This window comes from Ruegeria sp. C12 (assembly GCF_056537745.1).
In genome coordinates this window covers 84,935-106,289 of the sequence record NZ_JBQFSA010000011.1, presented here as the reverse complement: position 1 = coordinate 106,289, position 21,355 = coordinate 84,935, and the positions used below count along the sequence as shown (strand labels likewise).

Genomic DNA, 21,355 nt, shown 5'->3' with positions numbered 1-21,355 from the left:
ACATGATGAAGCTGTTGCTGCCAGTCGTTTTCCTGTTGGTTGGTCTGGGTGCCGGTATTGGTGCTGCGAAATTCCTGACCCCTGAAAAACCGCCTGAGGTTGCGTCTGATGCGAAGGACGAAAAGAAGACAGAGGCCAAAGAACAAAAGGCCGATAAGAAATCCGACAAAGGGGACAAGGCGGGTGGTTTTGAGTATCTGAAACTGACCAAGCAATTTGTCGTGCCGGTGGTGAAAGATGATCAGATCTCGGCCATGGTGACGATGTCGCTAAGCCTTGAGGCGAACCCTGCCATCACCGAAACCTTCTATGCCATCGAGCCGAAACTGAGGGACGGGTTTTTGCAGGTTCTGTTCGATCACGCCAATACTGGCGGCTTTGACGGTATCTTCACGGAATCGGACACCCTGACCGTCCTGCGCAAGGCGCTGCTGGAAGTGGCACAGAAGGACCTTGGTGCGGATGTATCTCAAGTTCTGATCATGAGCGTGAACCGGCAAGATACCTGAACCCAAGAACCTCCGGCCCGATCCGATTGGGCCCCGGGGGCTACTGTTGATTTGACTGTTTTCTGGCCTGAGCCAGCCGATGTTCTTGTCGAAGCTGGTCGGAGATTGAACGGATCGCCTGTTGCCGTCCGAACGCCGCCCGAAGTTGTTCGATCGCGGCTAGTTTCTGCGCCCGCAGACGGGCGAGGTCGGTGTTCAACTGGCGACGGGTTGCGGATTCCCACCCGTTCCACAGAATATCCGTCCCGGTGACCTGATACCCTTCGGCCGAGGCACTGTCGCGCCGCACCTCTGCAACCTGTGTGTTCAGCGATGCAAGCTGCTGCTGTACGCGGGCTTCGGCCTCGATCACCGGGCGCAGGGTCTGATAGTTTTTCTGATACACGGCATCAGTGGCGCGTTGCAGGTCGGACATTTTTTTTCGGTTCATCTGATCTGACCTATTGCACGTTTGCGCATCGCCTCGGCAAATCGAATTGCGGCGGCGACCGGGCGGTAGTGCTCTTCGGCGATTTCCTGACCGATCTCGACGGTCGCGTGCAGCGCGCGTGCAGTTGGCGGATCCGAGTGGATCGGGACCCCGCCCTCGCTGGCGGCGGATCGGATGGCCGCCGCCACCTCATCCACGCCCTTGGCAACGCAGACAGGGGCGGCACCTGCGGCGCGGGACCATTTAAGCGCGACCGCGAAATGGGTAGGGTTGACGATCACCACATCCGCCTTGGGCACATCGGACATCATCTGGTTGGTTGCAATGTCCTGCGCACGTTGGCGGCGCTGTTGTTTGACATGCGGATCGCCCTCGGCATCCTTGGTCTCATCCTGGATTTCCTTGCGCGACATGCGGTTCTTGCGCATGTGCTCGGCATATTGCCAAAGGTAATCGATCACACCGATGGCCAGCGCAATGACGATCACGATGAACAGAAAGCGAAACAGCAGGTTCATCATCAACAGAATCGACGATTTTGCAGGTGCTGCGCTGGCCGAAATGATCTCGGTCAGATTGGCCTTCAGGAACAAGGCCAGGCAAGTGCCATAGATCAGCAGCTTGGCAAAACTCTTGGCAAATTCGAACAGGCCGCCGCGTCCGAATTTGTTTTTTGCATTCGACACAAGCGAGATACGCGAGAGCTTGGGTTTCAGCTTGGTGGGTGCAAAGATCAGCGCGCGCTGGGCAATCAGACTGAGCAAAACCGCCGCGGCGGGCAGTGCAAAAAGCATCGAGACCGGCACTAGTGCGCCCCGAAGCAACCCGGCAACCGGCGCAGAAGCAGGCCCGGTCGCGACCAGTTGAGACAACGCATCCGACTGGTCAATCAGCACAACAAACAGCGTGCCCAGATGTTGGGCTGTGTGCTGCCCCGCCGTCAGCAGCGCGATGACCAGACCGGTATATCCCGCGACCACGGACAGATCGCTGGACTTCGCAACCTCACCCTTTTCGCGCGCTTTCTGCAGCTTTTGCGGGGTGGGTTCAAAGGATTTGTCGCTGTCGTCGTCAGGTCCGCTCATGGCCTTTCCCCGGTCGGGTTGAGAAGGAAGGCGTTCAGGGCGTCTGACCAGACGGACAGGATCAGCGGTGCGCCGGCAAACAGCAGGAACAGCCCGGCAAAGGTGATGGCAGGGGCGCCGACGAAGGCCACCATCAGCTGCGGCATGGCACGGTTGATCACCCCAAGGGCCAGATTGTAGATCAGCGAGGCGATCACAAACGGGGTGGCCAGCGCAAAGGCCAGGCTGAAGCTGTGCGCGATCTGTTGCACCCCCCAGTGGGACAGATCCGATGGTGCCGGAAGCATCCCCATCGGGAACATCGCGTAGCTGTGGATCAGAAATTGCGCGGCCCGGATGTGCAGTCCCATGATCACGGCCAGCGTCAGACCGGCCAGCATCAGAAAATACCCTATTGCTGGCATCGGATCGACTGCGGCCCCGCCCAGAAGCTGCGACAGCGAGGTCGATTGTGCTGCAATGGACCCAGCGGTTTGCAGGGCCAGCACAAACAATCGTAACCCAATGCCGAGGGCCATCCCGATCAACACCTCTGTCCCCACCAGCCGGACCATCTGCGGGAAACCGGCGGCCAGCTCAGCTGCGCCAATTGCGGGCGCGATTATCAGGGTGAAGGCCATCGAAAGACCCAGTTTGACGCGCACCGGGATGCTGCGCTCGCCGAACGCGGGCAGCAGCGACACAAAGGCCGAGACACGCAGAAACACGGCAAATAGATGCCAAACGCTGACGCCGATCTGGTTCAGCAGTTCCGGGGGCAGGGCGATCACGCGGGAACCGTTCCGACCAGTGACGGCCGTGCCTCAAGCCCGATCTCTTCGAACGACAGGACCGGGTTGGCGACGCCCCGCGCCTGCATGATCGTGCGCAGCAACCGGCGGCGGCGGGTCGAGGTGACGATGGCCGGGAACAGCCCGCTATCTGCCGATTTCGCCACGCTGGTCACGACGCCATCTGCCAGTTTGTTGAACAGGTTGGGCGGCAGCGCGACATCCAGCCCGGCATTGGGGGCGTCGATCTGGTAGGTGGCGAACGTATCCTCCCATTCCGGGGCAAGGTGGATCAGCGGGATCGATCCGTCCTCTCGTTTCATCTCGGCGACCAGTTGGAAGCCAAGCCTTTGGCGGACGATCTCGCAAATCCCTTCGGGCTGGGTGGTGGTCATCCGCGCCTCGGCCACGCTTTCCAGGATCAGGGCCATGTTTCTGATCGAGACGCGTTCGTCCAGCAGCAGGCGCAGGACGGCGTGCAGCGTGTCGATAGGAACTTTGTCGGGGATCAATTCGTCCAGCAGCTTGCGGTTGGCCTCGGCCCGGACCGGATCGCTAAGGCGGGTCATCTCGGACAGCAGACGGCGCAGGGATTTCAGCGTCAGCAGGCGCGGGAAGTTCTGTTTTATGATCTCCAGCAGATGGGTCGCCAGAATCTCAGGCGGTGAGACGATGGTGGCCCCGCTCAGCGCTGCATCCTCCTGATCTTTGGGCAGAATCCAGCGGGCAGGCGCGCCGTAGACAGGCTCGGTCACGTCGTTGCCGTCGGGCAGCAGGTCAAAGCCGTCCTGCACCAGCGCCAGAACCAGATCGGGGTTCAGGACCCCGCGCGCCTGTTCTACCCCCTGAACCTTGATCACATATGTGCCGGTTGGCAGGTCGGCGCGGTCGGTCAGGCGAATCTCGGGCAGGATCAGACCAAAGGTCGAGGCGACATAGGTCCGCATATTGGCAATCCGCGCATCCAGCCCGGTGCCCTGGTTCAACACCATGCTGACCAGATCGGGCGCAAACTCCAGATGTACGTCGTCCAGATCCAGGATGTCTCCGATGGCCTGAGACACGGGTGCATCCACCTCGGACGATGGGGTTTCGGGTTCCAGCGCGGCGGCTTTTTGGGTGCGGTGGACGTGATAGGCGGCATAGCCCAGAACGCCGGCCCCCAGAATGAAAGGCAAAAACGGCAGGCCCGGCACCAGAGCAAACAGGACCATCAGAACGGCCACGGTTGCCAGCGCGGCGGGGTGTTTACCCAGTTGCGAGAAGATGGCGTTGTCGGTTGCCCCTTGCGTGCCGCCCCGCGCCAATAGCAACGCCGAGGCAATCGAAATGATCACGGCTGGAATCTGCGAAACCAGACCATCTCCGACAGTCAGGATGGCATAGGTCTCAAACGCCGAGGCGACCGGCATGCCGTGCACGATCACGCCCATCACCAGACCCATAACAAGGTTCAAAAGCGTGATCAGCAACCCGGCAATCGCGTCACCCTTGACGAATTTGGACGCGCCATCCAGCGAGCCGAAAAAGGTGGTTTCCTGCTGTTCCCGCTCGCGCCGTTCCTTGGCCTGCTGGTGGTCGATGGCCCCGGCGGACATGTCGCTGTCGATGGCCAGCTGCTTGCCGGGCATCCCGTCCAGCGCAAAGCGCGCGCCGACCTCGGCCATGCGGGCAGCGCCTTTGGTGATGACCATGAAGTTCACGATCAGCAGCACGCCGAACACCACCAGCCCCAGAAAGATACTGCCGCCCATGACAAAATTGGCGAACCCTTCGATCACATCCCCGGCGGCATTGGGGCCGGTATGGCCCTGACCGATGATCAGCTTGGTCGAGGATACGTTCAGCGACAGGCGCAACATCAGCGACGCAAGCAGGATCGTCGGGAAGGACGAGAAATCCAGCGGACGTTCGATAAACAGGGTCAGGGTAAAGATCAGAATGGCCAGCGCAAAAGACGCGGCCAGCCCCACATCCAGCACCCAGGCGGGCATCGGCAAGATCATCATCACGATGATGGTCATCAGTGCTAGCGCCAGCAATACGGTGGGCGAGAACAGGGATCGGACGTCGATCTTGGGCACGAAACGCTCCTAATTGAAGGCGATAAAGGCGGTGGCGGACCCGCCGGTAGGCACCAGAGAGCCCAGCGACCCCCGAGGGGTCTGGGTCGGTTGCAGCGGGATCAGCGGGGCGGCGGAACCGGTGAACGGGTCACGCGACACAAAGGCTGTTTGTGTTTCAGGCGCGGTGCCAAGTTGCGCCAGGACGGTCTGGAACCGGCCCTGATAGGCGTTTGCCAGCTCGGGCGTGCGGGAATGATAGGCCCCGGCGGCGGCGGACCATGAGCCGAGCTCGGCGTGCAAATCCTTCAGGAACCGGGCCGCATAGGTGGCGTTTTCATCCGGGTCGAACATTGCGTCGATAGATCGGAACGCCTTGCCGTGCCAGCGATAGTTGATCTGGAAACATCCGACATCAAAGCTGCGCTTGCCCGCTTTGAAAATGTCGAACACGTAAGATTTGGCCTCGATTTCCGAGTTGAACCAGAACCCGTGCCCTTCGACATTGATGGTCCACGGCCAGGGAATGAAATGCCCGCCCTGCGTGCGCCCGGTTTCAACGCGCGTTATGGCGCGCAATACATCCAGCGGCACATCTTCGGACTGCGCGGCACGGCGGGCGGCCTGATCGCAGACATCGCCGGTGCGCGCGTCCGACATGGCAAACGCCGCCTGTGCCAACCACACCTGCATCAGGGAAACAAAAAACGCGACTATACGAAAGGGCATTCTGCCGGTCCGGGATTCTGATCTGTCCCGGTCACGCTAGCCGCGCATTGGTTTACAGCGCGTTATCGCCTGTTCATTTTCGGTTGATCCGCCGACCGAACACGACGCTGGTATTGGTGCGCAGCACGCCGGGGATTTTGGCCAGATCATCGACCAGAATATCCAGATCCTCGATCCTTGGGGCCTCGGCGGAAAGCAGCAGGTCGAACTCGCCATTGATCGACAGGCAGCGTTTGACCTCGGGGTAGGTTTCCAGCCGTTTGATGATGCGGGTGGTTTCCTTCTGCTGCACTTCGAGCAGCACAACAACCTGCACACGAGGCGCATCCTCGGGCGCGTTCAGAATGACCGAATAGCCTGCGATCACGCCGCGGTCTTCCATGCGTTTGATCCGCTCGTGCACAGTTGTGCGCGCCACGCCCAGTTTGGCGGCGATATTTGTGGTCGATTCACGCGCGTTATGTTGCAGGGCGGCGATGATATGGCGATCAAGCTGATCCATAGGGTCTCCGGCAGGCGGTCGCTCAGGTTTAAAGCAAATCGATGGCGACGCTCAAGGTTTATGCGTCGCTGGCGCGGTGCCGGACCGGGGCCAGATCATCAGTGCAGTCGTCAGGCCCAGCACGGCAGCGCAAGTCATGCCCGTCAATGCGGTGGTCGCGCCGTACCGGGTCATCAACCAGCCCGCCATTGGGTACAGTACCAGCCAGCACGCGTGCGACAGGGTGAATTGTGCGGCAAAGAGGGCGGGTCGATCCTCGGGGCCGGCAGACCGGGTCAATAAGCGGCCCGAGGGGGTCAGGGTCATCGAATATCCAAAGCCCGCGATGGCCCAAAGCGTGGTCAGGGCAGGCAAAGACAAAAGGTCTGACATCGAAACAAAGGCTGCCGCTGCCATGGTCGATGTTGCGATGGTCGAGCCGCTTAGCATGACGCGGCGATCCGGAAACCGGTCCAACAGCGGGGGCAAGGCAAACGCGGCCAGCATGGACCCGCCGCCAAAGCCAGCCAGCGCAATGGCCACTGCGCTTTCGGACAGTCCCAGATCGGACCGCACCAGCACCACGGTGTTCACAATAACCATCGAACTGAGCGCGGCGGCGCACCAGCTGAGCGCCAGTAGGCCGCGCAAGCGTGTCGTGGACAGGTACAGACGAATGCCCCGCGTGGTTCGGTCGTAGATGCCGGTGCGCCCGGACGGTTTGGGCGAAGGCAATATGACTGACACCACCAGAAGGGCCGAGGCGACAAACCCAAGGCCGGTGCCCAGAAACAGGGTGTCAAAGCTGACAAACAGCAGCAGAAGGGCCGCCAGCATCGGGCTGAGCAGGCTTTCCAGATCGTAAGCCAGCCGCGACAGCGACAAAGCGCGGGTATAGTCCCGCTCATCCGTCAGAACATCCGGGATCGTGGCCTGAAACGTGGGTGTGAACCCGGCAGAGGCCGATTGCAGGACGAAAATCAGAACATAGACCTGCCAGATCTCGGAGACGAAGGGCAGGCAGAGGGCAACGGCGGCGCGGACCAGGTCCAGAACCACCAGCATCTTGCGTCGGTCGATCTGTTCGGCAATGGCGGCGGCCAGCGGGGCCACGACAACATAGGCCACCATCTTGATGGTCAGGGCAGTACCCAAAACCAGCCCGGCGGCGTCTCCGGCCAGATCATAAGCCAGCAACCCCAAGGCAATCGTTGCCAGCCCGGTTCCCGTCAGCGCAACAACTTGCGCCGCCAGAAGGTGGCGATAGGTGCGGTTTTGCAGGATACTGAACATGGATCAGAGACGGTTCGTGGTGACCTTGGAACACAGCCACTTTGTTTGGTTTGCCATAAGGGCAGACTATCCAGCAATTCAGGCGGATAACAAGACGTGCAGACCCAGGAAAACGGACGGCGTTGAGTTTGTGGGCCAAACCGCCTATCTCGGGGTCGAGACCGCACAAAGGACATTTCCGTGGCGAACCATCTGTATAAGAACGACCTGCCGGACGGGCTGGATCTGGGGCCTATTGTGGCCATTGATTGTGAAACCATGGGGCTGAACCCGCATCGGGATCGCCTATGCGTGATTCAGATGTCCGGCGGGGATGGAAACAGCCATATCGTTCAGGTCGAAAAAGGCCAGACCGAGGCCCCGAACCTGTGCGCCATGTTGGAAAATCCGGATGTGCTGAAGCTGTTTCATTTCGGGCGTTTCGACATTGCCGCGATGTATCATGCGTTCGGCGCTTTGGCCGCGCCGGTCTATTGCACCAAGATCGCCAGCCGCCTTGTGCGCACTTATACCGACCGGCATGGGCTGAAAAACCTGTGTCAGGAGTTGATCGGCGTCGATATCTCGAAGCAACAGCAGATGAGCGACTGGGGGGCGGAAACGCTGACCGACGCTCAGCTGGAATATGCTGCATCCGATGTTCTGTATCTGCACCAGTTGCGCGAGGCGCTGGATGGGCGACTTGCCCGCGAAGGCCGCACCGAGATGGCGCAGGCCTGTTTTGATTTTCTGCCGATGCGTGCGAAGCTTGACCTCGCTGGCTGGCCCGAAACGGATATTTTTGCACACTCATGACTGACACTGAATCTTTTCTGAAAACCGCCCGTCAGGTTGTCACCGATGAAGCCCGCGCGCTGGACGTGCTGGCCGACAGTTTTGATGAACATTTCGCTGAAGCCGTACAGATGATCCTGCAGGCCACGGGCCGTCTGATCGTCAGCGGGATCGGGAAATCCGGCCATATCGGGCACAAGATCGCGGCAACTCTGGCCAGCACTGGCACTCCCGCCCATTTCGTCCATCCCGCCGAGGCGAGCCATGGCGATCTGGGCATGGTCTCGAAGGGGGATGTGGTTCTGGCGATCTCGAATTCGGGTGAGGCGCCTGAGCTGGCGAACTTGCTTGTTTACACACGTCGGTTCGGCATCCCTCTGATCGGTCTGTCCAGCAAGCCCCAAAGCACGCTGATGAAACAGGCCGATGTGCATCTTCTGATCCCCTCGCTGGGCGAGGCTTGCGGGTTTGGCATGGTACCCTCGATCTCGACCACGCTGACACTGGCGATGGGCGATGCGCTGGCGATTGCGCTGATGAAATATCGCGATTTCAAACCCGAGAACTTCCGTGATTTCCATCCGGGCGGCAAACTGGGTGCGCAACTCAGCAAGGTGCGCGACCTTATGCACACGGATATGCCGGTGGTCTCAGTCGGGACACCGATGGGCGAGGCATTGCTGGTCATGAGCCAGAAAAGCTTTGGTGTCGTTGGTGTCACGGATGACGCGGGCCGCTTGCTGGGCATCGTCACGGATGGTGACTTGCGTCGTAACATGGACGGCTTGCTGGACAAGACCACCGAAGAGGTCATGACCGCAGACCCGATGACCATCGCGCCGGGCTCTCTGGCGGAAGAAGCCGTGGCGATCATGAATGACCGCAAGATCACCTCGCTTTTTGTGGCAGATCCGGACGCAGGTGGTCAGGCGCAAGGCCTGTTGCACATCCACGACTGTCTGCGCGTCGGGCTTGGGTAAGGGAGAGGCTGAGGTGGACCGCTATTCCCGCATGGTGCAGTTCCTGAAGGTTCTGTTGCCGCTTGCGGCCATTATCATGCTGTCTACCGTCTTCCTTTTGTCCCGCAGTATCGAAACCACGGTCTCAGGCCCGTTCAGCCAGCAGGATATCGATGCGCGCCTTGCCGATCAGGTGGTGACCCAACCGGACTATCGCGGCACCACAACCAAGGGCGAGGACGTGCAGATCATCGCCACGAAAGCGACGCAGGGGACCGAAGGCGCGGTTCCAACTGCGACGGAATTCAGCGGTCGCTATGTATTGTTAAGCGGGCGGGTCATCACGTTGGACTCCAATTCAGGCCTGATCCGACCGGACAAGGGCACGGCCACCTTCGTCGGCGATGTGCTGATCACCACCGCTGACGGGATCGAAGTCACGACCGATCTGCTCAATACTTCACTCGATGAGATCCGGGGCGACAGCCCCGGGCAGGTCAACGGAACCGGCCCCATCGGCGATTTTTCGGCGGGTGGCATGACTTTTGGGACTGAAAAAACGGACGGCCCGGTCCATATTCTTTTTACAGATGGCGTGAAGCTGGTGTATGAGCCTCAAAAAGCAGAAAGATAACCTGTGTTCGATTTTCGTTTTGTCCTTTTGTGTTTTGCTCTGGTAACAGGTGCCGTTTCTGCAACCGCGCAAGAAGCGCAGGTGGCCTTTGGCGCGACGCGCGCGGACCCGTCCCTGCCGGTTGAGGTAACCTCGGAAACGCTGAACGTGAATCAAGAGGATGGCTCGGCCGAGTTCATCGGCAACGTGATCGTCATTCAGGGCGAAATGCGGCTGACAGCCGAACGGGTTCTGGTCATCTACAATGACGAACGCTCGGCGATTGAGCGGATGGAGGCGACCGAGAATGTGGTTCTGGTCAGCCCGCCGGACGCAGCCGAAGGGGATTGGGCCGAATACACGATCGACAGCGGTGTGATCGTGATGCGTGGCAATGTGCTGCTGACCCAAGGCCCCAGCGTGATCAGCGGCGATCAAATGAACGCGAACCTGACGACCGGCACGGCAACGATGACGGGCCGGGTCAAGACGATCCTGCAGCAGGGGAACAACTGATGGCGCGTCCCCACTTGTCTGTGGCCGAGGGCAGTTTGGGCCTGCGGATCGAAAAACTGCGCAAGTCTTACCGGAAAAAGACGGTTATCCGCGACGTCTCGATGACGCTGGACCGGTCCGAGGTTGTGGCGTTGCTGGGTCCGAACGGGTCGGGCAAGACGACGACGTTTTATTCCGTGGCCGGTCTGGTCTTTCCCGAAGCCGGAAAGGTGACGATTGACGGGCAGAATGTGACCACCCTGCCGATGTATCGCCGTGCCCGGATGGGGATCGGCTATCTGCCACAGGAAATGTCGATCTTCCGCGGCATGAGCGTCGAGGACAACATCGCCTCGGTCCTGGACATTACAGTCAAACATGCCCACCGCCGCAAAGAGCGGCTGGAAGAGCTGTTGTCGGATTTCTCGATCGAACACCTGCGCCGCGCACCCGCGCTGGCCCTGTCGGGCGGTGAACGCCGCCGGGTCGAGATTGCGCGCTGTCTGGCGGCGGATCCGAAATATCTGCTGCTGGATGAACCCTTTGCGGGCGTTGACCCGATCAGCGTGGGGGATATTCGGCATCTGGTCGCGGATCTAAAAAAGCGCGGAATCGGGGTTCTGATCACTGATCACAACGTCCGCGAAACGCTGGAGATTGTCGATCGCGCCTATATCCTGCACGACGGTCAGGTTCTGATGTCCGGCACGCCCGACGAGGTTGTCGAAAACGAAAACGTCCGCAGGGTTTATCTGGGCGAAAACTTCAAAATTTCATAGGGTTGCGCGGTTTTGCGCCGGTTGCATGGCGGAAATCGCGTATATACACATCTGTTTTGATTGACTCTTCCCTCGGCTCTTGTCTCAATTGGGGCATGGCATTTATTCGGTTCCAGGCTGGATCTCGATGTCCCTTCAGTGAAGGGCCGGGTCAGCGGCAACCGATCAGAATGTCGATATCCCCCACCCGATAAAAACAAGCATGTTGCGCGACGCAACGTCAGAATGGGTGTGAATTGTGAAGGAGATCACATGCGTTACCAAATCAGCGGAAAACAGATCGACATCGGCGCGGCCCTGCAGACCCATGTGCAGACCGAGCTGGGCGAGGTCGTTGGCAAATATGCCCAGCGCCCGACAGACGCCAACGTCGTCTTTTCCCGTTCAGCGCATGAATATGTATGCGAAACCACTGTGCATCTTTCGACGGGCCTGACCGCCCAGGCCAGGGCCCACGCCACTGAAATCTACGCAGCGTTCGAGGCATGCTGCGACAAGATGGAAACCCAACTGCGCCGCTACAAGCGCCGCCTGAAGGACCATCACAAGGATCGTGCCGAACCTGTTGAACTCTTCGGGGCGTCCTCTTATATCCTCGCCTCTGACGAATCGGGGACGGCAGATGAACCCGAATCGCTGCAGCCCATGATTGTGGCTGAGATGGAAACAAAGATCCCATCGCTCAGCGTCGGTGAAGCCGTCATGCAAATGGAACTTGCTGGTGCTCCGGTGCTGGTGTTCAGGAACGAAAACAAGGATGGATTGAATGTCGTTTATCGTCGGGATGACGGTAATATCGGCTGGATCGATCCTTAACAGGCAAGATTAGAAAGGCGGGCCTTGGCGCAGGTCAGGGCCGCCGTGGAGCATGATCATGGAGCTTTCGAGCATTCTGAAGCCCGAAGCAGTACGTGTACTTTCCGCCGCCTCAAGCAAGAAGCGGCTGTTTCAGGAAATCGGCGACGTCGCGGCCGCGACGCTGGACCTTGAGGCCCAGTCGATTGTCGATTGTCTTCTGGAACGCGAAAGCCTTGGCCCAACTGGCGTGGGTCATGGTGTTGCCCTGCCACATGCGCGCCTGCCCGACATCGCCGAGGTTTCGGGGGTGTTTGTCATGCTGGAAAAGCCGATTGACTTCGGTTCGGTGGACCGTCAGCCGGTCGATATCGCCTTTTCCCTGTTTGCCCCGGAAGAAGCCGGTGTCGAACACCTGAAAGCGCTGGCGCTTGTGTCCCGGACGCTGCGCGACAGCTCGGTCTGTGCCAAGCTGCGGGCCAATCCGGATCCGGTCAAGCTCTATGCCATTTTGACCGAAGCGCAGTCGATGCAAGCTGCGTAAAGCGTTGTAATCACAAAAAAGCCCCCGAAATTCGGGGGCTTTTTTTGTTTGAAGATCCCGGCAAATTAGCCGCCGGTTCCCATTTCCAGCGTCCACCAGATCTTGCCGCCGCTTTCCTGATGCCAGTTGAAGCCCATCTGGGTCGCTTTGGGGTCCATGATGACCGATCTGGGTCCGGATTCCTGCATCCATGCCGCAAGGGTTTCGGTCTCGGTCTCGTAGGTCTCGGAAATTGCTTCGCCCAGGAATGTGCCGAAATACCCGACCCGTGCGGCCCGATCGATGGGCGAGGATCCGTCAGAGCCGAAATGCCACGGGCGGTTCTGCCGGGCCATATCCTTGGAATGGGTGGCGGCGGCAGCGTTCAATTGTGCGTTCAGTTGCACGGGCTGCAAGCCTTGTGCCTGCCGCAGGGCATTGACTGAATCCAGCATCCGGAATTGCAGCTTCTCCGGGTTGCCACGGATTTTGTAGACCGTGGGCAAGGGGCGGCCATCCGCACCAAAGCTGGTGGGCTGGGTGCTTGTACATGCCGCCAGCGCGACAAGGCACATCAACAGTAAAGAAACGATACGCGTCATGATCGACCTGATTATTGTGTCGATAACGGGCATAACCTGCCAGACGGTGCGGGGCAAACGCACAATAGTCTCACCCCGCGTGATTTTGCCGGTTTGATTTGCGACTGAAGCATTCTGGCAATAGAATACACCGGATTTCAGAACCCGCCCACGCAAAGGACCGTTTGTCATGGTCAAAAAACGTATTCCCTCGTCGACCCGCCGGGGATTTCTTGTCGGTGCGACCGCCACGCTGGCCAGCCCGGCGCTTGCGCAATACATTCCGGGCGACCCGCTGCGCCCCGCGCCCGAACCCGAAGCGCCTGTTCGCCGAAATGTTTCAGGCTTTCGGGCGCAGGACTGGCAGCCTTATTTCTCGAACACGCGGAATGGCGCCATTCTTGTCGATACGGTTTCACGAGCGCTGCATTATTGGTCAGATGATCAATCTGTATACAAACTCTACCCGTCATCGGTGCCTCTGACCGAAGAAATGACGCGCCGCGGACGGACCAGCGTCATTCGCAAGGTCGAAGGCCCAAGCTGGGCGCCGACCCCATCGATGAAAAAGCGCAACCCCGAATGGCCGGATTACATTCCGCCCGGACCGGATAACCCATTGGGAACACACGCTTTGTACCTTGGGTGGAAGTATTACCGCATCCACGGCACCCATGACACGCGCAAAATCGGGCGCAAATCGTCCAATGGCTGCATCGGATTGTTCAACGAAGACATCGCCGAGCTGTTTTCAATGGCGAAGGTCGGCACGCAAGTGTTGCTAATTTGACGACATTTTCGCGCACGAAGCCGCTTAACGCTCAAGTTGCAATTGCATTCCAACCGCATTGCTGATTAGAAAAAACCACGAGGTAAGTCTTAGGTGTGCGGTTCCTGGACAGGAATCGCGCAAATTCTGGAGGTTAATATGAAAAAACTCGTTCTCGCCGCTGCACTGACCGCTGCTGCTTCGACCGCATATGCTGGCAACCTGGAAGAGCCGGTTGTTGAAGCACCTGTTGTTGTTGAAGAAACTCAGGGTTCTTCGCAGGGCATCCTGCTGCCGCTGATCCTGCTGGTCGTTGTTGCCGCAGCTGTCGCAGCCGGCTAAGCCGACGAGCGTTATCCAGAGAAAAGGCGGTGGATGTTCCACCGCCTTTTTTCATGTCTGGCTGTCAGGGTCGGTTAGTCTAGCCACCCGCTCAGATTATCCTCGATGATCTTGCCCAGCGCGGCGATATGCGAATCATCGTCGTTGAGGCAGGGGATATAGGTGAACTGTTCTCCGCCCGCGTCCTCGAAACTCTCTTTGATCTCTTCGTTGATCTCTTCCAGCGTCTCGATGCAATCGGCCGAGAAGGCGGGCGCGATGACAGCGATGTTCTTTTTGCCCTGCCGCGCCAGATCGGCGACGTGATCCACGGTGTAGGGCTTCAGCCATTCTTCGGGGCCAAAGCGCGACTGGAAGGTCGACACGATCTGGTCGTCTGACCAGCCAAGCCGCTCTTTCAGCAGTCGGGACGTTTTCACACATTGGCAGTGATAGGGATCGCCCTGCTGCAAATACCGCTCGGGCATACCGTGGTACGAGCAGACCAGAATATCGGGTTTGGTGTCCATCGCCGCATAGGCGCGTTCGATGGACTGGGCCAGGGCCTCGATATAGGTCGGTTCGTCGTAATAGGCGGGCACCGTGCGGCCGGCCGGTTGCCATGGCTCCTCCATCAGGGCGCGGAAGAACTGGTCATTCGCCGTGGCGGTCGTTGCCCCGGCATAGTGCGGATAAAGCGGGAAAAACAGGATACGGTCGCAACCTTCGGCAACCATCTGCCGGACTTTGGATTTGGTCGAAGGGTTGCCATAGCGCATACAGAAATCGACCAGAACCTGATCGCCAAAGCGAGCCTGCATGCTGTCGCGCAGCTTGGCGGTTTGGTCCTTGGTGATCGTCATCAGCGGGCTTTCGCCTTTGTCGTGATTCCAGATCGACTTATAGGCCTCGCCCGAACTGAAAGGACGTTTGGTCAGGATGATGGCCTGAAGAATCGGCTGCCATTTCCACGCCGGATAGTCGATCACGCGGCGGTCCGACAGAAACTCGTTCAGATAGCGCCGCATCGGCCAGTAGGTGTAGTGATCCGGTGTGCCCAGATTGGCCAACAGGATGCCCACGCGCCCCATCTTTACCTTTGGGTGATCGGCAGGTGCGTGCGCGGGTCGGGTTGCGTCAAACATTTGGGTCTTCCTGAGTTTACCGGTTCTGGCCTGAGATAAAGGGAAATGCCGGGTCGTCAATCGGGCAGTTTGCCCTCGTCAGTGCCCAAGGCGTCTGCAAGGCGCATCTTGGCTGACCCCGGGCGCAGGGGTTGGGGTTGGCTGGCATCCGGCGACCAGCCGGTCAGGCAGATCAGATCGAAAGTTGCGGGCAGGCGACCCTCGGGTGTGGCAAAGTGATCGGCATAGATCTGTTGCGCGCGGACAAAGACCTGCCGACGCGTGGGGGATTTCAGCCGGTCGGTCAGAACATTGGTCTCGCCCATGGCGCGCAGGTCCTGCATCAAATGGCTCAGATCGCGATATTCCGCTGTCAGCGGAACCGCATCCGCAACTGGCAAAGCAAGCCCGGCCCGTTGCAGCAAAGCGCCTAGATCCCGCAGCTCTGCCATCGGGGCGATGCGGGGGCTGAGGCCGCCGGTCACCTCGACCTCGGCTCGCCCAAGGGCCGCACGCAGCTGGTGCAGCGTTTCGCCGCCCAGACAGACGGCCAATAGCAGTCCATCGGGGCGCAGGGCGCGGTGGCATTGGATCAACTGCCCCACCGGATCATTGGCCCAGTGCAGCGCCATGGCGTGGACAACCAGATCATGCGCGCCGGGGGTCAGGGTCAGCGTTTCCTCGTCTGCTACGATGCGCGCGCCGGGCAGGACGTCCTGCCAAATCTGCGGGAAGGGGCTGACAATCGCAGGGGCCGTAAAGCTTCTGTTAACCATGCTCAGCCGATGCTGCACTTCGTCCACGGCAGCGCGGTGCAGGAACAGGGCGTCATCCTGAACCCGCGCACGGCGGCGCATCAGGGTCTGGCGGTCAAACAGCGAGGGCGCATTGGAAGCTGGCAATTTCATACCCCGCACGTATCGCATTTGGCCGCGAGTTCAAACCGCGTTGCACCTGATCTACCCACCCAGATGCCTTAGCTGCGAGGATCTGACCGAATCCGACTTTGGCCTGTGCGGCACCTGCTGGCGCGAGACGCCCTTTATCGGCGGAACCGTTTGCGACAGTTGCGGCATGCCCGTGCCGGGGGATGGTGACGGGCACCGGATCGAGTGTGATGACTGCCTGAAAACCCCGCGCCCTTGGCAGGATGGACGGGCAGCGCTGCTGTATAAAGGCCGGGCGCGGGCATTGGTGCTGGCGCTGAAGCATGGGGATCGGTCCGAACTGGCCCGGCCTGCTGCGCGCTGGATGGCGCAGGCGGGGCGGGAATTGTTCAAACCGGACATGCTGATCGCGCCGGTTCCCTTGCATTGGTCCCGACTGATCAAGCGGCGGTATAACCAGTCCGCCTTGCTGGCGCAGCATCTGGCGCGCGAGACGGGGCTTGAGGCCTGCCCGGACCTGCTGCTGCGAACTGCGCGCACGCCGGTGTTGGACGGTAAAACCGCCGCCCAAAGGGCCGAGACGCTGGACGACGTGATCGCCCCACATCCAAAGCGGCAGATGAAAGGCCGCGACATCCTGCTGGTCGATGATGTGATGACATCGGGGGCGACCTTGGCGGCCTGTACGCGGGCCTGTCGCGACGCGGGGGCAAATCATATTTTCGTGTTGGTTCTGGCACGCGTTGCCAAGGATGCCTAATTCGCTCAAGATCGTGCGAAACCCGAAGGGACGGAATTATGAAACCAGTTGAGATTTACACCTCTCCGCTATGCGGCTTCTGCCACGCGGCCAAACGCCTGCTGAAACAGAAAGGTGTCGAGTTCAAGGAAATCGACGTGCTGTTGCACCCCAAGCGCAAGCCCGAAATGATCAAGCGCGCGGGTGGCAAGCGCACCGTGCCGCAAATCTTCATTGGCACTGACCATGTGGGCGGCTGTGACGACCTGTACGAGCTGGACCGTCAGGGCAAGCTGGACCGTTTGCTGGCGGCGTGATGAAAACCGCGCTGCTGCAAATCACCTCGTCGGACGACCCGGCTGCGAACCTGGAGATGGTTTGCGCGATGATTGCCGAGGCCGCAGCACAGGGCGCGCAGTTTATCCTGACCCCCGAGGTCACGAATTGCGTGTCCAACAGCACCACGCGGCAGCGCGAGGTGTTGCAGCATGAGGAAGACGACATCACGCTGGCCGGTCTGCGGGCGCAGGCCGCCGCGCTGGGCGTCTGGCTGCTGATCGGGTCGCTGGGGATCAAGACCCACGACCCGGATGGCCGCTTTGCCAACCGCAGTTTCATGATCGACCCTCAGGGGCAGATCGTGGCGCGATATGACAAGATCCACATGTTCGACGTGCAGGTCACGGAAACCGAGACCTTTCGCGAATCGAAAAACTATCGCCCCGGAGAACAGGCGGTTATTGCCGAGGCCGATTTCGGCAAGGTTGGCCTGACCATCTGCTATGACATCCGCTTTCCTTACCTGCACGCCGCGCTGGCGCAGGCCGGGGCGCGTATCCTGACCGTCCCGGCGGCGTTTTCACCCGTCACTGGCGCGGCACATTGGGAATCGCTGCTGCGCGCGCGGGCGATCGAAACCGGTTGTTGGGTCCTTGCCCCTGCCCAAACCGGCGCGCATCCAAAAACCCGAGGCAAAACCCGCCACACCCATGGCCACAGCATGGTTGTGGCCCCGTGGGGAGAGGTGCTGATCGACGCAGGCACCGATCCGGGCATTCACTTTTTCGATTTGGATGATAGTTCTGTGACAGAGGCGCGCCGCCGCGTGCCCTCATTAACTCACGTGCGGCCCTTCGAGGGGCCCTGACCCAGATCGGACCATGACGGACGAACACAATGCCCTTGCGGTCACGCTGTTCAGTGAAATTCTGACGGCAGACCAACTGTTGCGCAACCGGCTGAGCCGGGTGCTGCCCAAGGGCATGGAAATCTCGCATTTCTCGGTGCTGAACCATCTGGTCTTTGTGGGCGACGAGCGCAGCCCGGCGCAACTGGCCAACACGTTCCACGTGACCCGAGGGGCGATGACCAACACTTTGGCCAAGCTGGAATGGGCCGGATACATCCACATCCGCCCCGACTGGGACGACGCCCGACGCAAGATGGTCGCCATCAGCCCCGCCGGTCGCAGGGCACGCGATCAGGCGATTTCCTCGATTGCACCGTTGATCAACCGCGTGGTCGGAGAACTGGGGTTGGAGCGGGTGCGGAGTACCCTGCCTGTGTTGCGCGATTTGCGGTTGCAGTTGGAGGGGGAGTAGGGGTGTGAAATTTTACTCTGCACCAGAATTGGACTCGTGAGAGCGCGAGGCGATCTTGATTTAGACCTTAGGCTCATAGCTTTTGCGAATAGGACAACCTTTAACTTTCAGAAGAGAGTAAACTCCAAAATTCTTCCAAATGAATTCGCACGCTAGGCACATCACCATAAACATTGGTTTCATCAACATGATGACAAGAGGTGCCAACACTAACCCGGCTATCGGTGTTGGAACACCGACGAACCCTTCAATAGCAAGCATCAACACACTAATCGTAACGAGCGAAAAGGATATGAACGCTAACCCCAATGCGCTTCCAATTAATGGGTTTCGATCATAGAGCGGAAGAAACCACCTAATTATCCAGTTATTTATCGTATTCATCGTTGTATTGAGGCTGCCCAGCCTTCACACTCGCCGTCACATAATTCACGCTCAAATCCCGGTCCGAGATCGCCCAGCTCCACAACAACGGGTTGAACACGAACCCTTTGCGATCCACCGGATCGAGCCCGGCTTGGCGCAGCAGGTCGAACAGCTCATCCGGGGTGATGAATTTGTTCCATTCATGCGTGCCGCGTGGCAGCCAGCGCATGACGACCTCGGCCCCGAGAATGGCCATGGCATAGGATTTCGGATTGCGGTTGATGGTCGAGCAGATCAGTAAGCCACCCGGTTTCAAAAGTTGTTGCGATGCGGTCAGGAAACCCAACGGATCGGCCACGTGTTCGACCACCTCCATATTCAGCACCACGTCGAATTGTTCGCCTGCCGCCGCCATATCCTCAGCGGTGGTGTGGCGGTAGTCGATGTCCAGCCCCGATTGCTCGGCATGGATACGGGCAACGGGCAGGTTGCCCTCGGCGGCATCGGCCCCCACGACCTCGGCGCCCAGACGGGCCATCGGCTCGCTCAGCAGCCCGCCGCCGCAACCGATATCCAGCAGGCGCAGGCCCTGAAACGGGTGCGGAGACTTCAAATCTCTGTCAAATTCCCCGGCGATTTGTTGGGTGATATAATCCAGCCGGCAGGGGTTCAGCATATGCAACGGCTTGAATTTTCCGTTCGGATCCCACCATTCCGCCGCCATCGCCTCGAATTTTGCGATCTCGGATGGGTCGACCGTGTTCGGATGCGCTTGCATTCCTGTCTCCGTGTGCTCTTTTACGCTTAAGGACTATATAGGGCCGTAATGGATAAGTACCCGGACCAAAAGCGCGCAGTGCAATATCTTTACCCGCCGATCGACCCGTTCGATCAGCGGTTGGTCAGCGTGGGCGACGGGCATCAGATTTATATGGAGCAAAGCGGCAATCCCGACGGGCTGCCGGTGGTGGTGCTGCATGGCGGGCCGGGCGGTGGCTGTAGCCCGGCGATGCGGCGCTATTTCGATCCGCGTGTGTACCGGGTGATTCTGTTCGATCAGCGGGGATGCGGGAAATCGCGGCCCCATGCCTCGGTCGAGAACAATACGACCTGGCATCTGGTGGCGGATATCGAACGGCTGCGGTCATTGCTGGATATCGATGAATGGACGGTGTTTGGCGGCAGCTGGGGGGCCACGCTGGCCTTGGTCTATGCGCAGACGCATCCGGATCGGGTCAGTCGGCTGGTGCTGCGCGGGGTGTTTCTGGCCACGCAGGCCGAGCTGGATTGGTTCTATGGCGGCGGTGCGGGCAAGTTCTGGCCCGAGCCATGGGCCAAGTTCACCTCATTGCTGGCCGAAGATGAGCTGTCGGACGCGATCCGGGCCTATAACAAACGCCTGTTCTCGGGCGACCGCGCGACCGAGATTCTGTATGCGCGGGCGTGGTCGGCGTGGGAGAACGCGCTGGCATCCATTCATTCCAACGGATCAACCGGGGAAAGCCCCGGTGAATATGCGCGCGCCTTTGCGCGGCTTGAGAATCACTATTTCATCAACCACGCCTTTCTGGAGAAGGACGGGCAGATTCTGGATCAGATGGGCAGGATCGCCCATATTCCGGGCCATATCGTGCAGGGCCGTTACGATATGATCTGCCCGCCTGAATCGGCCTGGAAACTGTCGCAGCGCTGGCCCAATGCCGAGCTGAAGATGGTGCGCCATGCGGGCCATGCCTTGTCCGAGCCCGGAATCAGCGCCGAGCTGGTGCGCATCATGGATCGCGTGGCGGAGGGTGTGGCATGACCCGGATGGACCGCCGCGCTCTGTTCGCCTCGGGTGCCGCTGCCGCGTTGTTGGCGGCGACGGGGGCGTCGCTGGCGGATACGCCGAAAGCGGGCGGGACATTGCGACTGGCAGTGCCGCGGGATGACAGTCTGGAACAGGTTGCACGCGGTGCCGTGTTCGATACCCTGACCGAGATCGCGCCGGACGGGACCCTGCGTGCCGAACTGGCAACCGGTTGGCAGACGGATGCAAAGGCGCAGGTCTGGACCTTTGATCTGCGTGAGGGCGTAACTTTTCATGACGGAACCGCACTGGATATTGCGGATATAATGCCGGTGCTGGCCGAGTTCGGGCAAACCGAAGCTTTGACGCCAACCGTTGTGCGTCTGGAACTTGCCGCCCCTAATGCCGGATTGCCGTTCTTGCTGGCCGACAACCGGTTCGTGATCACCCGCAATGGCGCAGGAGTGACGCCCCTGAAACAGGCCAACGGCACAGGTTGCTACCGGGTTGACCGGGCCGAGGATGACAGGAACTTCCTTGGGCGCAAAGTAGCGGATCACTACAAGTCGGGCTCGGCCGGTTGGGCTGACAAGGTCGAGGTCATCGTGATCCCGGATCCTGCCGTGCGCGCCGAAGCTTTGCGCGATGGCTATGTCGATATCGCAGCCATCCCCGCGCGCGATCACCTGCGCGAAAAGCGGGGCCTGCGGTTCTTCCCCAGTGAAACCGACATGTCGCTGGCCGTTGCGGCCCATGTCGGAATGCCGCGCCAGATCGGGCAACGGACGGGAATAGATGACGGGCGAATCGCCGAAAGGTGGTGGATGGCCTAGCCCGGCTACACCTCTTGCATTTTGAATTTGTGCTTAACTGTGCTATA

Annotated in this window: 27 protein-coding genes; 16 read left to right on the top strand and 11 right to left on the bottom strand. The window is 59.8% G+C overall.

Going from position 1 to position 21,355, the window contains the following annotated elements; translation table 11 throughout:
- Positions 1-2 precede the first annotated feature (2 nt).
- On the top strand, positions 3-509 hold the full coding sequence (locus tag ACR0C9_RS19915) for a flagellar basal body-associated FliL family protein (RefSeq protein ID WP_170455818.1): 507 nt from the start codon (positions 3-5) through the stop codon (positions 507-509).
- A 40-nt stretch (positions 510-549) separates the two neighbouring features.
- On the opposite strand, the gene ACR0C9_RS19910 is transcribed toward ACR0C9_RS19915, so the two are convergent.
- The 7 genes from ACR0C9_RS19910 to ACR0C9_RS19880 form a co-directional block, all read right to left on the bottom strand.
- Positions 550-939, bottom strand: coding sequence for a hypothetical protein (locus ACR0C9_RS19910; RefSeq protein ID WP_480781876.1), 390 nt, complete (start codon positions 937-939; stop codon positions 550-552).
- A complete protein-coding gene (gene flhB / locus ACR0C9_RS19905; protein WP_480781875.1) occupies positions 936-2,024 on the bottom strand; it encodes a flagellar type III secretion system protein FlhB in 1,089 nt (362 codons plus the stop codon). The genes ACR0C9_RS19910 and flhB overlap by 4 nt, the downstream gene beginning before the upstream one ends.
- Positions 2,021-2,794 (bottom strand): flagellar biosynthetic protein FliR, encoded by a 774-nt coding sequence (locus ACR0C9_RS19900; protein WP_480781874.1) that lies wholly within the window; start codon positions 2,792-2,794, stop codon positions 2,021-2,023. The genes flhB and ACR0C9_RS19900 overlap by 4 nt, the downstream gene beginning before the upstream one ends.
- A complete protein-coding gene (gene flhA / locus ACR0C9_RS19895; RefSeq protein WP_480781873.1) occupies positions 2,791-4,878 on the bottom strand; it encodes a flagellar biosynthesis protein FlhA in 2,088 nt (695 codons plus the stop codon). Before flhA ends, ACR0C9_RS19900 begins: the two co-directional genes overlap by 4 nt.
- Before the next feature lie 9 nt (positions 4,879-4,887).
- Positions 4,888-5,586, bottom strand: coding sequence for a transglycosylase SLT domain-containing protein (locus ACR0C9_RS19890; protein ID WP_480585964.1), 699 nt, complete (start codon positions 5,584-5,586; stop codon positions 4,888-4,890).
- Positions 5,587-5,659: 73 nt separating this feature from the next.
- Complete coding sequence (locus ACR0C9_RS19885) at positions 5,660-6,088, bottom strand: Lrp/AsnC family transcriptional regulator (RefSeq protein ID WP_480781872.1); 429 nt, start codon at positions 6,086-6,088, stop codon at positions 5,660-5,662.
- A 51-nt stretch (positions 6,089-6,139) separates the two neighbouring features.
- Positions 6,140-7,360 carry an MFS transporter gene (locus ACR0C9_RS19880; RefSeq protein ID WP_170455806.1) on the bottom strand — a complete coding sequence of 407 codons (1,221 nt, stop codon included), beginning with the start codon at positions 7,358-7,360 and terminating at the stop codon, positions 6,140-6,142.
- Positions 7,361-7,540: 180 nt separating this feature from the next.
- On the opposite strand from ACR0C9_RS19880, the gene ACR0C9_RS19875 reads away from it, so the two are divergent.
- The 7 genes from ACR0C9_RS19875 to ACR0C9_RS19845 all read left to right on the top strand — a co-directional run bounded on the left by ACR0C9_RS19875 (position 7,541) and on the right by ACR0C9_RS19845 (position 12,319).
- Complete coding sequence (locus tag ACR0C9_RS19875) at positions 7,541-8,155, top strand: ribonuclease D (protein ID WP_170455804.1); 615 nt, start codon at positions 7,541-7,543, stop codon at positions 8,153-8,155.
- Complete coding sequence (locus ACR0C9_RS19870) at positions 8,152-9,114, top strand: KpsF/GutQ family sugar-phosphate isomerase (protein ID WP_170455802.1); 963 nt, start codon at positions 8,152-8,154, stop codon at positions 9,112-9,114. Before ACR0C9_RS19875 ends, ACR0C9_RS19870 begins: the two co-directional genes overlap by 4 nt.
- Positions 9,115-9,127: 13 nt before the next feature.
- A complete protein-coding gene (locus ACR0C9_RS19865; RefSeq protein ID WP_480627188.1) occupies positions 9,128-9,727 on the top strand; it encodes an LPS export ABC transporter periplasmic protein LptC in 600 nt (199 codons plus the stop codon).
- A gap of 3 nt (positions 9,728-9,730) precedes the next feature.
- The gene (locus ACR0C9_RS19860; RefSeq protein WP_170455798.1) at positions 9,731-10,222 is read left to right on the top strand and encodes an LptA/OstA family protein; all 492 of its coding nucleotides are present in this window, start codon (positions 9,731-9,733) and stop codon (positions 10,220-10,222) included.
- Positions 10,222-10,980 carry an LPS export ABC transporter ATP-binding protein gene (lptB, locus tag ACR0C9_RS19855; RefSeq protein ID WP_480585977.1) on the top strand — a complete coding sequence of 253 codons (759 nt, stop codon included), beginning with the start codon at positions 10,222-10,224 and terminating at the stop codon, positions 10,978-10,980. The genes ACR0C9_RS19860 and lptB overlap by 1 nt, the downstream gene beginning before the upstream one ends.
- A 252-nt stretch (positions 10,981-11,232) precedes the next feature.
- Entirely contained in the window at positions 11,233-11,796 is a 564-nt protein-coding gene (gene hpf, locus ACR0C9_RS19850; RefSeq protein ID WP_170455794.1) for a ribosome hibernation-promoting factor, HPF/YfiA family, read from the top strand.
- Between the two features lie 58 nt (positions 11,797-11,854).
- The gene (locus tag ACR0C9_RS19845) at positions 11,855-12,319 is read left to right on the top strand and encodes a PTS sugar transporter subunit IIA (protein WP_170455792.1); all 465 of its coding nucleotides are present in this window, start codon (positions 11,855-11,857) and stop codon (positions 12,317-12,319) included.
- A gap of 65 nt (positions 12,320-12,384) precedes the next feature.
- Here the strand turns inward: ACR0C9_RS19845 and dalA are convergent, their stop codons facing one another.
- Positions 12,385-12,900: a divisome-associated lipoprotein DalA gene (gene dalA, locus ACR0C9_RS19840; RefSeq protein WP_170455790.1), complete on the bottom strand. Its 516-nt coding sequence runs from the start codon at positions 12,898-12,900 to the stop codon at positions 12,385-12,387.
- 169 nt (positions 12,901-13,069) lie between these two features.
- Here dalA and ACR0C9_RS19835 point away from each other — a divergent pair, with 169 nt between their 5' ends.
- Positions 13,070-13,669 carry a L,D-transpeptidase gene (locus tag ACR0C9_RS19835; RefSeq protein ID WP_170455788.1) on the top strand — a complete coding sequence of 200 codons (600 nt, stop codon included), beginning with the start codon at positions 13,070-13,072 and terminating at the stop codon, positions 13,667-13,669.
- A 138-nt stretch (positions 13,670-13,807) separates the two neighbouring features.
- Complete coding sequence (locus ACR0C9_RS19830) at positions 13,808-13,990, top strand: hypothetical protein (RefSeq protein ID WP_170455786.1); 183 nt, start codon at positions 13,808-13,810, stop codon at positions 13,988-13,990.
- Positions 13,991-14,064: 74 nt separating this feature from the next.
- On the opposite strand, the gene hemH is transcribed toward ACR0C9_RS19830, so the two are convergent.
- Positions 14,065-15,114, bottom strand: coding sequence for a ferrochelatase (gene hemH, locus ACR0C9_RS19825; RefSeq protein ID WP_480781871.1), 1,050 nt, complete (start codon positions 15,112-15,114; stop codon positions 14,065-14,067).
- Between the two features lie 56 nt (positions 15,115-15,170).
- A complete protein-coding gene (locus ACR0C9_RS19820; protein ID WP_480585987.1) occupies positions 15,171-16,001 on the bottom strand; it encodes a class I SAM-dependent methyltransferase in 831 nt (276 codons plus the stop codon).
- Between the two features lie 40 nt (positions 16,002-16,041).
- On the opposite strand from ACR0C9_RS19820, the gene ACR0C9_RS19815 reads away from it, so the two are divergent.
- Genes ACR0C9_RS19815 through ACR0C9_RS19800 form a run of 4 tightly spaced genes read left to right on the top strand, consistent with a single transcriptional unit; the run spans position 16,042 to position 18,320 of the window.
- Complete coding sequence (locus ACR0C9_RS19815; protein WP_480781870.1) at positions 16,042-16,740, top strand: double zinc ribbon domain-containing protein; 699 nt, start codon at positions 16,042-16,044, stop codon at positions 16,738-16,740.
- Between the two features lie 38 nt (positions 16,741-16,778).
- On the top strand, positions 16,779-17,036 hold the full coding sequence (grxC, locus tag ACR0C9_RS19810; protein WP_170524318.1) for a glutaredoxin 3: 258 nt from the start codon (positions 16,779-16,781) through the stop codon (positions 17,034-17,036).
- Complete coding sequence (locus ACR0C9_RS19805; RefSeq protein WP_480781869.1) at positions 17,036-17,866, top strand: carbon-nitrogen hydrolase family protein; 831 nt, start codon at positions 17,036-17,038, stop codon at positions 17,864-17,866. Before grxC ends, ACR0C9_RS19805 begins: the two co-directional genes overlap by 1 nt.
- 13 nt (positions 17,867-17,879) lie before the next feature.
- On the top strand, positions 17,880-18,320 hold the full coding sequence (locus ACR0C9_RS19800; RefSeq protein ID WP_037313149.1) for a MarR family winged helix-turn-helix transcriptional regulator: 441 nt from the start codon (positions 17,880-17,882) through the stop codon (positions 18,318-18,320).
- 367 nt (positions 18,321-18,687) lie between these two features.
- On the opposite strand, the gene ubiG is transcribed toward ACR0C9_RS19800, so the two are convergent.
- Positions 18,688-19,464: a bifunctional 2-polyprenyl-6-hydroxyphenol methylase/3-demethylubiquinol 3-O-methyltransferase UbiG gene (ubiG, locus tag ACR0C9_RS19795; protein ID WP_170738095.1), complete on the bottom strand. Its 777-nt coding sequence runs from the start codon at positions 19,462-19,464 to the stop codon at positions 18,688-18,690.
- Positions 19,465-19,512: 48 nt separating this feature from the next.
- On the opposite strand from ubiG, the gene pip reads away from it, so the two are divergent.
- Positions 19,513-20,490 carry a prolyl aminopeptidase gene (gene pip / locus ACR0C9_RS19790; RefSeq protein ID WP_480781868.1) on the top strand — a complete coding sequence of 326 codons (978 nt, stop codon included), beginning with the start codon at positions 19,513-19,515 and terminating at the stop codon, positions 20,488-20,490.
- Entirely contained in the window at positions 20,487-21,308 is an 822-nt protein-coding gene (locus ACR0C9_RS19785) for an ABC transporter substrate-binding protein (RefSeq protein ID WP_480781867.1), read from the top strand. Before pip ends, ACR0C9_RS19785 begins: the two co-directional genes overlap by 4 nt.
- Positions 21,309-21,355: the final 47 nt, after the last annotated feature.

What these genes read in the sequence shown, in the direction of transcription:
- ACR0C9_RS19915 (WP_170455818.1), top strand. Translation starts at nt 3, where the DNA reads ATGATGAAGCTGTTGCTGCCAGTCGTTTTCCTGTTGGTTGGTCTGGGT.
- ACR0C9_RS19910 (WP_480781876.1), bottom strand. Translation starts at nt 939, where the DNA reads ATGAACCGAAAAAAAATGTCCGACCTGCAACGCGCCACTGATGCCGTG.
- flhB (WP_480781875.1), bottom strand. Translation starts at nt 2,024, where the DNA reads ATGAGCGGACCTGACGACGACAGCGACAAATCCTTTGAACCCACCCCG.
- ACR0C9_RS19890 (WP_480585964.1), bottom strand. Translation starts at nt 5,586, where the DNA reads ATGCCCTTTCGTATAGTCGCGTTTTTTGTTTCCCTGATGCAGGTGTGG.
- ACR0C9_RS19885 (WP_480781872.1), bottom strand. Translation starts at nt 6,088, where the DNA reads ATGGATCAGCTTGATCGCCATATCATCGCCGCCCTGCAACATAACGCG.
- ACR0C9_RS19880 (WP_170455806.1), bottom strand. Translation starts at nt 7,360, where the DNA reads ATGTTCAGTATCCTGCAAAACCGCACCTATCGCCACCTTCTGGCGGCG.
- ACR0C9_RS19870 (WP_170455802.1), top strand. Translation starts at nt 8,152, where the DNA reads ATGACTGACACTGAATCTTTTCTGAAAACCGCCCGTCAGGTTGTCACC.
- lptB (WP_480585977.1), top strand. Translation starts at nt 10,222, where the DNA reads ATGGCGCGTCCCCACTTGTCTGTGGCCGAGGGCAGTTTGGGCCTGCGG.
- hpf (WP_170455794.1), top strand. Translation starts at nt 11,233, where the DNA reads ATGCGTTACCAAATCAGCGGAAAACAGATCGACATCGGCGCGGCCCTG.
- ACR0C9_RS19845 (WP_170455792.1), top strand. Translation starts at nt 11,855, where the DNA reads ATGGAGCTTTCGAGCATTCTGAAGCCCGAAGCAGTACGTGTACTTTCC.
- dalA (WP_170455790.1), bottom strand. Translation starts at nt 12,900, where the DNA reads ATGACGCGTATCGTTTCTTTACTGTTGATGTGCCTTGTCGCGCTGGCG.
- ACR0C9_RS19835 (WP_170455788.1), top strand. Translation starts at nt 13,070, where the DNA reads ATGGTCAAAAAACGTATTCCCTCGTCGACCCGCCGGGGATTTCTTGTC.
- ACR0C9_RS19830 (WP_170455786.1), top strand. Translation starts at nt 13,808, where the DNA reads ATGAAAAAACTCGTTCTCGCCGCTGCACTGACCGCTGCTGCTTCGACC.
- hemH (WP_480781871.1), bottom strand. Translation starts at nt 15,114, where the DNA reads ATGTTTGACGCAACCCGACCCGCGCACGCACCTGCCGATCACCCAAAG.
- ACR0C9_RS19820 (WP_480585987.1), bottom strand. Translation starts at nt 16,001, where the DNA reads ATGAAATTGCCAGCTTCCAATGCGCCCTCGCTGTTTGACCGCCAGACC.
- grxC (WP_170524318.1), top strand. Translation starts at nt 16,779, where the DNA reads ATGAAACCAGTTGAGATTTACACCTCTCCGCTATGCGGCTTCTGCCAC.
- ACR0C9_RS19805 (WP_480781869.1), top strand. Translation starts at nt 17,036, where the DNA reads ATGAAAACCGCGCTGCTGCAAATCACCTCGTCGGACGACCCGGCTGCG.
- ACR0C9_RS19800 (WP_037313149.1), top strand. Translation starts at nt 17,880, where the DNA reads ATGACGGACGAACACAATGCCCTTGCGGTCACGCTGTTCAGTGAAATT.
- ubiG (WP_170738095.1), bottom strand. Translation starts at nt 19,464, where the DNA reads ATGCAAGCGCATCCGAACACGGTCGACCCATCCGAGATCGCAAAATTC.
- pip (WP_480781868.1), top strand. Translation starts at nt 19,513, where the DNA reads ATGGATAAGTACCCGGACCAAAAGCGCGCAGTGCAATATCTTTACCCG.
- ACR0C9_RS19785 (WP_480781867.1), top strand. Translation starts at nt 20,487, where the DNA reads ATGACCCGGATGGACCGCCGCGCTCTGTTCGCCTCGGGTGCCGCTGCC.